General features: G+C 62.9%; 8 protein-coding genes. 3 read left to right on the top strand and 5 right to left on the bottom strand.

Annotated features, from left to right (window positions below; translation table 11 throughout):
* Positions 1 to 51 precede the first annotated feature (51 nt).
* Positions 52 to 903, bottom strand: coding sequence for a PrsW family intramembrane metalloprotease (locus tag CORTU0001_RS10425; RefSeq protein ID WP_005329764.1), 852 nt, complete (start codon positions 901 to 903; stop codon positions 52 to 54).
* On the bottom strand, positions 904 to 1485 hold the full coding sequence (locus CORTU0001_RS10420; RefSeq protein WP_005329763.1) for a hypothetical protein: 582 nt from the start codon (positions 1483 to 1485) through the stop codon (positions 904 to 906).
* Positions 1486 to 1527: 42 nt separating this feature from the next.
* Here CORTU0001_RS10420 and CORTU0001_RS10415 point away from each other — a divergent pair, with 42 nt between their 5' ends.
* The 3 genes from CORTU0001_RS10415 (at position 1528) to CORTU0001_RS10405 (ending at position 5844) form a co-directional block, all read left to right on the top strand.
* Entirely contained in the window at positions 1528 to 3462 is a 1935-nt protein-coding gene (locus CORTU0001_RS10415) for a M13 family metallopeptidase (protein ID WP_034668764.1), read from the top strand.
* Positions 3463 to 3501: 39 nt separating this feature from the next.
* Positions 3502 to 4395, top strand: coding sequence for an alpha/beta hydrolase (locus CORTU0001_RS10410; RefSeq protein ID WP_005323216.1), 894 nt, complete (start codon positions 3502 to 3504; stop codon positions 4393 to 4395).
* Positions 4396 to 4458: 63 nt separating this feature from the next.
* Positions 4459 to 5844 carry a PepSY-associated TM helix domain-containing protein gene (locus tag CORTU0001_RS10405; RefSeq protein ID WP_034668761.1) on the top strand — a complete coding sequence of 462 codons (1386 nt, stop codon included), beginning with the start codon at positions 4459 to 4461 and terminating at the stop codon, positions 5842 to 5844.
* Here CORTU0001_RS10405 and CORTU0001_RS10400 read toward each other — a convergent pair.
* The 3 genes from CORTU0001_RS10400 to dprE2 all read right to left on the bottom strand — a co-directional run bounded on the left by CORTU0001_RS10400 (position 5783) and on the right by dprE2 (position 12234).
* Complete coding sequence (locus CORTU0001_RS10400; RefSeq protein ID WP_005329761.1) at positions 5783 to 9241, bottom strand: arabinosyltransferase domain-containing protein; 3459 nt, start codon at positions 9239 to 9241, stop codon at positions 5783 to 5785. The genes CORTU0001_RS10405 and CORTU0001_RS10400 overlap by 62 nt on opposite strands.
* Before the next feature lie 74 nt (positions 9242 to 9315).
* Positions 9316 to 11292 (bottom strand): galactan 5-O-arabinofuranosyltransferase, encoded by a 1977-nt coding sequence (locus CORTU0001_RS10395; protein WP_084771689.1) that lies wholly within the window; start codon positions 11290 to 11292, stop codon positions 9316 to 9318.
* A 183-nt stretch (positions 11293 to 11475) separates the two neighbouring features.
* On the bottom strand, positions 11476 to 12234 hold the full coding sequence (dprE2, locus tag CORTU0001_RS10390; protein ID WP_005329756.1) for a decaprenylphospho-beta-D-erythro-pentofuranosid-2-ulose 2-reductase: 759 nt from the start codon (positions 12232 to 12234) through the stop codon (positions 11476 to 11478).
* Positions 12235 to 12238: the final 4 nt, after the last annotated feature.

Raw genomic sequence — 12238 nt, 5'->3', positions numbered from 1 at the left:
CGGGGTGTGAAAAGGGCGAAACGTGCTTGCTTTACAGAGTGGTCGGTGGCTTTAGTGCACGAAGACGAGGGCGTCGTCGGCAGTGCTGTGGCTATAGCTCTCATCGCATCTGGCGAGCTTATTACCGCGCAGCACCAGCCATATGCTCAGCGGGTAGAGGATAAGCGCTACCGTGACGGCCTGGATGATGGCGGCCACCTCGGAATCGTGCAGGTAGTTCCAGCAAAAGTGCAGGAGGAAAGCGGCGGCTAGGCAGCCGAGAAAGACGCCGATGCGCCACCACAGCGGCTTGGCGGCGGCGTAGAGCGCCCAGCCGATGCCCCAACCAGCCAGCGCGGTGAGCAAGACGTGCAGGCCCGGGCCGGCTACAAGGCGCAGGCCCCACATCTCAAACAGTCCCTGGACATCGCTATCGGGGTGCATGGTGGCGCCCATGGCGCCGTAGAGGATGTTTTCGCAGGCCTCGAAGCCTAGGCCCACCACTGCGCCCACTATCCAGCCATGCCAGGGGCGGTTGAGCTGGCGGAAGGACATGAGTACGAAGATGACGCCGGTAGCCTTGGAGATTTCTTCTGGGTAGGCGCCGCTCCAGGACATCATGGCATCGACCCAGCCGGTGCCGATGGCGAGCTGCATGACCGGCCCAGCGCTAATAAGCGCCAAGGAAACGGCCACCCCGCCGCCCCAAAGGAAAGCCAGTAGGGCCCACAGGCGCGCCGGGCGTGCCCACATGGGGCTGCGTTGCAGCAGGTAGATGACCAGTGCTACGAGCACGGCGGCGATGAGCAGGCTGAGCAGGCCCATCAGGGGAGAGATTAAGAATGTGCTCAGCGTCTGGACCAAGAACGCGATGAGGCCAACACCGGAGAGGATCCACAGCGTGGTGCGAAAGAGCTTGGACATCTAATACATCAACTCCCCGGAGAAGTCAGCGAATTCTGCCTCGGCATCGGCGGGCAGATCCTCTTGGCCGAAGGCATGCCAGATGCGCGAGGCGGTGGCCCGGGCCTGATCGCCCTTGCCGGTCACGGTGACCACCCAATCCTTGTTTTCATCCTTGCCGGTGCCGTCGAGGGAGAGGGCGGCGGTGGAGGAGGGGGCGTCGGCAAGCAGGAGTGCTCCATTCGTGCCGTCGAAGGTAGGGGCGTCGGCCGGCAGGGAAGCCATGGCGAGGGCGCGAACCATGCGACGCAACGTGGTGGCATCGTCCTTGGCATCCTCGGTGAGGGTGGCCTGTACGCTGACATCACCGCAGGTCCAGCCGATGCTGGCGAGGGATTCATAATCGCGCTCGCAGTAGAGATCGGCAACGTCAATCTCCCAATCCTGGCTGGGCTCGGTCAGGGTGACCTGCTCGACGTCCGCGGAGGGATCCGCCAGCGCCGCCTGCACAATTGTGGGCAAAGCGAGAACCACCGCCACGAACGCAATGACGGCGAGGAAAAGGCGCCGCGGATGCGCTGGAGGAAAGCGATAAAATTCCATAGCCCACACCTTATCTTGCTGCTTTGACCTAGAGTGGCAAGCATGAAAGATCTTTATCAACTAGTCAATGGACCCTGGCTGGAAAGCCACGTCATTCCCGATGATCGCGGCGTGGATGGCACCTTCCACGCGCTGCGCGATGAGGCGGAGGAACTCGTGCACGAGATCGTGGACAAGGACACCGGCCGCCCGGGCAAGCTCTATGCCTCCTTTATGGATACCGAGGGGGTCAACGCGGCCGGCATGGCTCCATTGGACGCGGATCTGGACCGTCTGAGCGCGGCCGACCCAGAGGAACTGGCGCAGCGCCTGGGTGAACTTGAGCGCACCGGTGTCGGCTCCCCGGTGACCTTCTGGGTATCCAAGGATTCCGGTTCCGAGGACGCCATTGCTTATGTCATCCAATCCGGCTTGGGCCTGCCGGATGAGGCTTATTACCGCGAGGAAGCCCACGCGGAAACGCTGAGCGCTTATGAAAAGCACGTGGCCGAAATGCTGGAATTCCTCGACCCAGCCCGCCTCTTTGGCCTGGGCGCCGAGGTAGCAGCCCACCGCATCGTCAGCTTGGAAAAGGAGCTGGCCGCTGGCCATTGGGACGTGGTCTCCACCCGCGATGCGGTTAAGACCTATAACCCCTGCGAATTTAGCGAGCTGCCCACCATGACCCGCGCTCTGCTCTCCGGCGGCAACCTGCCAGAGCACCGCGTGGTCAATATGATGCCGTCCTACCTCGAGCACTTCGAGAGCCTCTTTACCAGCGCGCGCATGGCCGATTGGCAGCTGTGGGCCACCTGGCACATCCTGCGCTCCCGCGCGGCCATGCTGCCCGAGGAAGTAGGCGCGAAGAACTTCGAGTTCTATGGCACCAAGCTCTCCGGCGCCACCGAGCAGCGCGACCGCTGGAAGCGCGCCGTGGGCTTGGCCGAGTCCCTCGTGGGCGAAGAGATTGGCCAGGTATTCGTGGATAAGCACTTCCCGGCTTCCTCCAAGCGCGAGATGGATGAGCTGGTGGACTACCTCATCGCCGCCTACCGCGAGCGCATCTCTCAGCTGGAGTGGATGACGCCGGCCACCCGCGAGCGCGCGCTGGAGAAGCTGTCCCAGTTCAAGGCCAAGATTGGCTTCCCGGATTCCTGGCGCGATTACTCCGGCCTCGAGGTCTCCGGCAAGGGCGCGGACCTGCTGGCCAATGCCCGCGCCGGCTCCGCCTTCTCCCATGACTTTGAGCTGGCCAAGATTGGCAAGCCGGCCGACCGCGATGAATGGGTGACCACCCCGCAGACGGTCAACGCCTTCTATAACCCGGTGGTCAATGACATCACCTTCCCAGCCGCCATCCTGCGCCCGCCGTTTTATAACCCGGATGCCGATGCCGCAGAAAACTTCGGCGCCATCGGTGCCGTCATCGGCCACGAGATTGGCCATGGCTTTGATGACCAGGGCTCGCAATTTGATGGCCAGGGCAACCTGAACTCCTGGTGGTCCGAGGAGGACCGCGCGGCCTTTGACAAGCTCACCGCGAAGCTGGTGGAGCAGTTCAATGGCCAGGTACCGACGGTGCTCAAGGAAGCCGGCATCGACTCCACCGGTGTCAACGGCAGCTTCACCCTGGGTGAAAATATCGGTGACCTAGGCGGTTTGGGTATCGCTGTGGTGGCTTTCAAGAACTACTGCGCCGATAAGGGCATTGATCTGCAGGGCAAGGAGGAAAAGTTCGAGGTAGACGGTGCCGAGCCGGAACTGGCCGAGCATACCTACAACGGACTGCAGCGCTTCTTCTTGTCCTGGGCCCGCGTATGGCGTACCGCCATCCGCCCGGAGATGGCCACCCAGTACCTCGCCATTGACCCGCACTCGCCGGCGGAGTTCCGCTGCAACCTCATCGCTGCCAATATCGCGGAGTTCTACGAGGCCTTTGACGTAGCGGAGGATTCTGCGATGTACATTGCGCCGGAGGATCGCGTCACCATCTGGTAGCCCTTTTAGCCGGTAGGCGGTGCGCGTAGGCTCGGTGGCATGACTAACGCAGATGCTAACCAGGACCCGCACCGCCCGCTGGAGCCCGGCCAGGAGTGGCACATCGGCGGCCAGGACCGCCAGATGGAGGAAAAGGAACAGCTCGAGCAGCTTGTTGCCTATATCGACGCCCACTATGACACCCCGGATTTTCGCCCGCCGTGGGCCGGGGGAGGCTCCCCTGAGGCGGATCAGTATTGCGCGCTCTTGCCGGATCGCATTACCCATGCGGCAATGATGGTGCTCGGTACTGCGGTGGACCATGCGCTACCGGGCACTGCATACACGGAGGGCATTAGCGTAGAAGAGTCTGAGGTGGGCGCCATTTTCCGGCCTAGCACCCCCACCGGCCGGTGGGCGGTCTCGCTCCATTCGGGCGGTTGGTGGCGCGGCAGTGGTCAAGCGCTGGAGATGCAGTGGCGCCCCGAGGTAGCCGCCGCCGCGCAGCTATCCGGCACCACCATTATTGACGTGGATTATCCGCTCGCCCCCGAGCACACCGTGGCGGAGATGGTCACTGCCGTGCAGCAGGCCATTGACTATGCCCGCGCGCAGGGTGCTTCCAACGTTACTACCTGGGGTTATTCCTCCGGCGGGGCGCTAGCGGCGCTGGCGCCTGCCGACGCCCTCCTGCTCACCTTCCCCGACTTCGGCGCCCTGGCACATCTGCCGGAGGACCTGCGCGCTGGATACGACATCCCAGCGGACCTATCTGAGCTAGGTCCGCACACTTTCGTGCAGACCGCCACCGAGGATGAGATTGCCGCGCGCGTTTCCGTGCCCGGTGCCGCGGCGCGCGATTATGTTTCCACCCACCGTGTGTCCACCCCGGCGGTGGCGCGGCAGCGCGTGCGGGATGCGGCCGCGTTCCTGGCAGGCGAGCTAGAAAAATAATAGGTTCCTGGCGGTTCCATACTAAAAGGGAACTAGTTTCAACAAGGGTGCGACTAGTTCCGCATGACTATATCCACCCATGGCGCGCTATCGCGCCTGCATAAATTCGCCGGCGTGATCATCGCGCCCTTCCTCATAGTCGCAGCGTTAAGCGGCTTTCTCTACGCCTTGGCACCCACCTTTGAACCGTGGATTTACCACGATGAGGTAACCGCCACCGCGCCAGGCAACCCACGCAGCCTAGACGAGCAGATAGCCGCCGCCCAGCGCGAGCACCCAGATGAGCACGTGGTTCAGGTCGAGCCTTCCGAGGATCCGCAGGAAACCACCCGCGTGCTATTCGCAGACCCCAGCGCACCTAACGCCAGTTACACCCACGCCGTCTTTGTGGATCCGGTGGATCTGCATATCACCGGCGAACTACAACAATATGGCGGATCCCGCGCGCTACCCTTCCGTACGTGGGCCTCCAATGGCCACCGCACCCTGTGGCTGGGCGAGCCTGGCCGCCTCTATGCCGAACTTGCGGCCTCGTGGCTCGGTGCGCTGAGCATCCTTGGCCTTTACCTGTGGCTTAAGCGTAAGCAGAAGAAAAGAAAGCGGCCTTCCAAGCCGCTGACGTTGCATGCCCGCGTGGGCACTTGGTTGCTGCCAGGCTTTCTCTTCCTGACCGTCACCGGCCTGACGTGGTCGCTGGTGGCGGGTACCGCGATTGGCAAGGTGCGCGAGGAGTTGAATTGGAAGGAACCGTCCGTGGCAACCTCCGTTGCGGAAGCGGGCGCTAGCAACGAAGCGAGGGAGCATTCCGGCCACGCTGGTCACAAGGGACATGCAGGCCATGGGGGTCATGCGGGACACGAGGGCGCTGCGAAACTCGCCGGGGCCCAAACCGCATTGTCGGCAGCTCGCAGCCAAGAATTGACCGGGGTTCTGGAGATGACCCCACCGGAAAAGCCAGGCGATGCGTGGGGCGTGCGCGAGGCTCGTGCGGCCTTCAAGCTGCGCAGTGATGCCGTTGCAGTGACCCCGAATGGAGAGGTCATCGACCGCATCAATTCCGCCGACTGGCCACTTGCCGCACAGCTAACCTCGTGGCTTATCCAGCTGCACATGGGGACGCTCTTTGGTATCTATAGCCAGATCGCCTTGGCGGCGCTGGCCTTGGGATTGCTCGTGGTGAGTGGCGCAGGCTTGTGGATGTGGTGGATAAAGCCGCGCCGCGGCCTGCCCGAGCTAAAAATTACCCCCGCCGTGCTGGCGGGGGTGGTGGCCTATTCGATCATCGCGCCGCTCTTTGGCGCCTCGCTTGTGATCTTTTTCCTAGGCGATTGGATTGTGCGGCGGTTGCGCGCCCCGCAGTGGGGCCGAGGCGCTGCCGCAGGTGAGACTACTCCTCGCCCTCGGGGCGGATCTTCATCTCGGAGTCTTGCCACAGACCGGAACGGGTAATGTCCTCATAATCGATCTCGGCGGGGACTGGGGCATTGCCCTGTGAATCGGTACGCAGCTCGTACTTTTCAATGGCGCCCCAATCGCGGGCCCAGTCATTATTGAGGTAGCTCGGGATCTCATAGGAGTAGTTGACCGCCTCCGCGGTGGACATGGCGCCACCGCCGGAGAAGGACTGGAAGTCCGTCAGCGAGGTCTGTGCCGAGGAATCCGGCAGGATGCGGTACTCCGGGATTTCCGTGACACCGGCAAAGTGGTCAAAGGTGCGCTGGCACGGGAACTGCAGGGCTACGGCCCAGTCCAGCAGCGCCGGGGTGTCCTTGGAGAACTGGTTATTGATGGTATCCAGCTCCGGTACGCGCGGCGGGGTAAAGGCCAGCCAATCTTCCTCATCGGTGGAATCATCCGTGGCTACCAGGCGCACCACATTGGCGTTCTTGGGTAGCTTATCCAGCGGCAGGCGCAGGTTGCGCCACTTGGGCGTGGCGCCGACGGCGGAGAGTTCTTCCTCGCCGGTATTGGTGACCTTGCCGGAGTCATCGATGGTGCCGTACTCGAGGCTAAGCTCCATGCCTTCCTGCTCCACCCCGTTGACATCGTGGTGGTGGATATTGCCGGCTGCGGACACGGCGAGCACCGGGGTATTGTCCTTGGTCTCTGGCAGGTTGTACCACTTGGTGGTCACCTCAGAGGTGGAGTCTTGGTCTTCGTTATAGGAACCGAGCACCGGCACCTTGGTGTAATCCAGGTTGAACGGCAGGTGCATGGTGGAACCATTGACGCCCTGGGTGCCGCGCACGCCGCCCTCAGAGGTATTGGTGGTTTCCTTGGACTTCTTTTCCTTCTTTTCCTTCGACTCCTGGGAATCGGCGGAACCGCTCGCGCCGCCGGATTCAGCATCCGCGCCGGAGGTAGCGGTCTCGGCGCTATCGGAGGAGGAATCGCTGGAGCCATCGGCGATGGCACCCACGGAGGCGGAGTTCTGGTTTTCCGGCTCGATGGATTCGGGGATGAAGTTCGGGTCGAAACCAGTGTGGGTTTCGTCCTCATCCACCAGGGAATCGCCCAAGTCGCCGTCCACCGGGGTCAGGAAGGAGTCATTGGTATTGGTCTCCACCATGGTCTGATCCGCCAGCGCGCAGGTATTGCCGCGTAGGGAAGCCAGGTTGCCCTTGCCCACGGAGTAGGAATCCGCCTGGGAGACGGTGGCCTTGGCAAAAGAAGCACAAGAAAGCGCTACCACGATGGCGCAGGCCAGGGCGATGGGCGCGGACATGATGCCGGCCGAACGCGAGACCTTGGCGGCGGCATTCTTTTCAAATTCAGCGAGTGCGCCAGCCTCTTCCGCCTGGGACTTGCGGTAGCTATGGCGCAGGGACTGCACCACGCCGATGGCGAAGATAATGAGGGCTATGGCGAGGAGCACCTTATTGGCCTCGATGGCTTTGAGCTGCACCGTGCGATCCCACCACGGAATGCCAAAGGAGGATACGTACCACCACGCGTTCCAGCCGGCGAAGGAGATCGCGAGCAAGAAGACCACCGCGGCGATGGCGAAGGTGCGAGCGCGCGGCGAGCGCAGCGCAAACTGGGAGAGCACCACGGCACCGAGCGCCGCAATGACACCGGCCACGCCGGCGTAAATGCCAAAGTGGTGGGTCCACTTGGTCGGGGTGAACATGAGGAAGAACATGGACAGCGCCACGATGATGAGCAGGCGCTGGGTCGGGCCGACGGCAGCGCCGACGACGCGACGGTTCTTGATAAAGGCCGCCACGATGAGCACCAAGCAGAAGAGCATGGTGAAGACCGCGAAGCGGCGGGTCAGCGAGCCATCCACGGATTCCTGGAAGAGGGTGGAGTAGCGCGCGTACTCGGCGTACCACGGCAGGGAGGGGCCGACCTCGGAGCGCACGCGGGTGGATTCCAGCACGGTGGAGAGCGTTTGGTCACCAAAGGCGGCGACCATGATGGCGGTGCCAGCGCTCAGGAACGGCGCAATGAGCGAAAGCCAGCCCAGGGCGCCACCGCCCATGGATGGCACGCGCTCGGCCATGGCGCGGAAGAGGTGCGGCAGGCTGACCAGGAAGACGCCCACGGCAAAAAGGCCGGTGGGGCCGGCGGCCAGAGTGATGGTTGCGGCGATGGTGCCCACGGCCGCCGGAAGCAGGCGGCGGGTGGCAATGGCGCGCTCGAAGGAAGCCCAGGTAAACATCACGCCGAGCGCCACGATGGGCTCTGGGCGGGTGCCGTTGTTATATGGCAGCCAGAAGGCCAAGAACATCAGCGCTGCGGTCCAGTGGGCGACCCGGCGGCCGTCGACAAGCTGGCCAAAGCGCGGCAGCATCTCGCGGGAGAGGATAAACCAGATAATGAGCCCGGAAATCAGGCCCGGCAGGCGCACGAAGACCGAGGCGGTAGAAATCTGGGAGAGTACGGCAACCAGGTCATAGTAAGGGGAGCCGAAGGGCGCCTCCGGCACGCCGTACCAGCGGTAGTAATTGGCCATGTAGGTCGCGTGATCGAAGACGCGGCTCATGGAGAAGATGAAGCCATCATCGGAGGTATTGGCGCCGAGGATGTACCAGAATCCCAAAATGGCAGCGACCACCCCATCGAGCGGGCGCACCTTCTTCCACGTCTTGGGCATGAAGCCGAAGCGGCGGCCATCGAGGCGGTCGATGCGCCACAGGCAGAACAGGGACACGACCACCATGGCGATGCCCAGCCACATGGCAATGGTCTTGAGCAACGTCGGGGACGAGGTAAAGCGGGAGTTGATATCGACGTGGACATTGAGGCCGTCGTCAAGCAGGGCTTGCACGTCAGCCTTATCGTCGATTTCGGTATAGACGCCGGTGACCTGCGGGCGCAGATCCTCCTCGGTGGTCTTTTCATGATCGCCTACGCTCACGGAGGTGCCATCGCCCGTAGCGGAGATTTCAATCTTGGCGTCCTTGGGGAGCTTGGCTACCTCTTTGGCGTTGAGGGTAAGCAGCACCTCATCCAAGGACACAACGGACAGGCCCTCGTCATTCGCGCGGACGAAAAGGCCGCGGTTGGAGGCCTTCTTGGACTCCGGCGGGACGGTGCCGTAAACCATGGACTGGCCCTCGCGCAGTTCATCGACTGCGGAGATGGGGATGGTGGCCTTCAGGTCCTCCGGGGCGACGGAAATGAGCGGCGCGTTGATGGACTGCACGGAATCATGCTGCGGCCAATCATAAGAGGACTGGGTTTGGGTCACCGGCAGTAGCGGGGTCGCTACAAAACACAGGAAACCAATCAGCCCGGCAATGATTGCGGTCCACCGCAGGCCCGCAGGGGCGGCGGCGAAGCGGGAGCCGGCAGCGGCAGGTCGCGCTTGGGTGGTATTCGTAGTGAGGCTATCTGACACGGCGAATAGTTTACGTCAGATAACCCCCTCGGCCCGCGGGCACACCCTGCCGCGGGCGGGAAGTGTGGGTGAACTTACTTGCTGCGAACGGCTGTTACAAAGGGGCCGGTTTGCTGCAACTTCCAGCCCTTATCAAAAACGTCGGCATTGAAGAAGACCGCGCGGTAGCGAATATTCGGCTGGTTAGGATAGATATCTTCTGCCAAGTGGAACTTGAAGCCATCGTCCTTATTTTCCAGGTCGCCGCGGAACATGATGACATCCGGGCCGCGCCAGGGAGCAGAAGCCAAGGCCTTGCGGAACTCATCCGGCTGCATATCCCAGGAATCATTGGCCCAAGTTTCAATCTGCTCGTTGCGGGTGCTGAACTCGCCCAAGGGATTGGCGTAGTGGCTGGTAAAGGCGTTAAAGCCCCAGTAGGGGTAATAAGACATGAAGGTCTTTTCATCCGTAAGCACCACCGTCTCATCCGGCGTATAGCCCTGGTCCTGAATGAAGTTGTGGATATCCAGGTAGTAGTGGGCGGAATCGCTGGTGAAGCGGTCCGCGCGCTCGCCATAGCCATCGGTATCGCTATAGGCGTGATCGATGGCGTCCTCGTTAGCCTCTGGGATCTGCTGCGCATAGAAGACGCCGGCCAGGGCCAAGATGATGCCAAAGACCGCGGTGATCTGCTTATTGGTGGTGTGGGAGAAACGCGCCGGGTAGAGGCGGTGCACGCCGAGTAGACGAATCTCTGCCAGGGCCAGGATGCCGGCGGTGGCAAAGAGGAGCACCACGATCACCTCGAGGCGGAAGCTGAGCAGCGTGGTGCCGGCCAGCGTTGCCACCATAGACACCATGGTCCACAGGTAGGTGCCAAGGAGGGAGATGCCCAGCGCGCGTACCTCCACGTCATTGAGGCGGATGACGATGTAAATAAGCCCCATGAGGCAGAGGAAGCCCACAATGCTGAAGGACAAGAAGGGCACTGGAATTTGCGTGCCTTCCTCCGGCAGGTAGTGCTGCGCGGTGGTCTGCAGCGGCACCGGTGAGTGCATGACCGACCATAGGTAGGGCCCCCAGGCGATGAGCGCGATGGCAATGGAGCCTACCGCCATGATTACCAGGCGCAGGATGGGGCGCCACGTATGCTCATAGAGCGCGGTAAACAGCGCGATGAGGCTGACTACTGTAAGTGCGGCCGCACCGGTGAAAAGGGTATAGAACGTAGCGGAAATGCCTAGGTAGAGCGTTATTCCCAGGGTGGCCAGCCAGGAGCCGCGGAAGGCGCGGGCGCTCAGTACCGCAATGGCGGGCAGCCCCATGGCAATGACCGCGGAATAGGGCTCCTCGGCCGCGATGGTGAGCGTAATTGCGGTGGTCACCAGGGCGATGGCGGTGGCGACCGGCAGGGAACTGGTCAGGCGCTGCCAGATGGGCACCAAAACACAGCCGGCCACGGCAATGGAGATGAGCGCCCAGGGCTGGTAGACCTCCCAGCCCGGAATTCCCATGAGCGCACCCAAGCGGCCGCCCAGCCAGAACCAGCCAATCGGATAGAAGGACGGCATGTCCTGGTAGTTCATGTCCGCATAGCCCATCTCATCCACGGAGCGGGTGAGGAACTGGGTGCGGAAGGCCTGGTCTACCTGCACGCCATCGAGCCACAAGCGGGAGGCGGACAACGGCAGGCCCACGGCGGCCAGGGTCAATAGGGCCGGGGAGAGGTAGGTGACCGCGTAGGTCAGCCAGGACCGCCAGCGCGGCCGGGTAAAGGACTCCTTGTAGTGGTCATAGAGCCACCACACGCACAGCCCGCCGGCCAGGGCCAGCGTGAGCACCACCCCCACCGTGGTCAGCGCGCGGGTGACCATGGAGGTATTAAAAGACGGCAGCGAGACCGTCTTGAAGGCAAACCAGCCCAGCAGAGTTACCACGCCACCGGCCAGGGCGGCCAGCACAATACCCAGCAGGGTTGCGCGAGGGGTCAGCGCATCGGCGCGGTAGGCCTCGGTGCGGTTATCCTCGCTCACGGGCGTTGACTGGGCGGGTACAGCGGTGCTTGTCATGCCCATTAGTTTCGCATACCCAAGCCCCACAGCCCAGATTTGGCGCGGGCAGGTGAGCACTTGCTTGCCGACGTCCCCCTGATACACCACCGCCCCCGTCACCTCCCTCGCCGCGGGCGTGCGGCGAGGAAGTAGAGCGGGGGCGAGCCGGCCGGCTAGCGCCAGCGCGGAAAGCTGCGGCGTTTAGAACGGCAGCTTGCGGAAGATGGCCTGCGGGATGAACTTGAAAGCCAAAGACACGTACTCAAACAGTGGGTGTACGAAGATGGACTGCTTGCCCTCGAGCACGGCCTTGACGGTGGCCTCGGCAACGTCGGAGACGTTGACGGTCAGTGGGGCGTCGCCAGCCTCGGCGGACATCTTGGTGCGCACCTGACCCGGGCGCACAACCAGCACGTTGGCGCCGGTGCCCCGCAGGGCCTCGCCCAGGTTGATGTAGAAGCCGTCCACGCCGGCCTTGGAAGCGCCGTAGACAAAGTTGGAACGGCGCACGCGCATGCCTGCCACGGAGGACATAGCGATGATGGTGCCGTGGCCCTGGTGCTTGAACTTCTCGCCCAAAAGCACGCCTACGGACACCGGTGCGGTGTAGTTGGTCTGCGCGGAGGCGACGGCCTTGTCGTGGTTTTGCCACAGCTCTTCCTGGTCACCCAGGGTGCCGAAGGCAACGATGGCCACGTCGACGTCGCCGCGGGCCCAGGCCTTATTAATAACGTCTGGGTGGGAGTCGAAGTCGGTGGCATCGAAGTCCAGGACCTCTACGTCAGCGCCGCGGGATTCCAGGTCAGCCTTGGCCTGGGCGATGCGCGGGGACTCAGGGCGGGCGGCCAGGGTGACCTTGGCCGGGCCGCGCTGCAGGAACTCGGAGACGACGCCGAGGCCGATCTCGGAGGTGCCGCCCAGAAGCAGGATGTGTTGTGCTTGGCCTACTGCATTAAGCATGGTC

The organism is Corynebacterium tuberculostearicum SK141, from assembly GCF_000175635.1.
In the GTDB taxonomy this organism is placed as follows: Bacteria; Actinomycetota; Actinomycetes; order Mycobacteriales; family Mycobacteriaceae; genus Corynebacterium; species Corynebacterium tuberculostearicum_C.
Note: the sequence above shows the minus strand (reverse complement) of the source record. Positions and strands in the feature narration are given on the sequence as shown.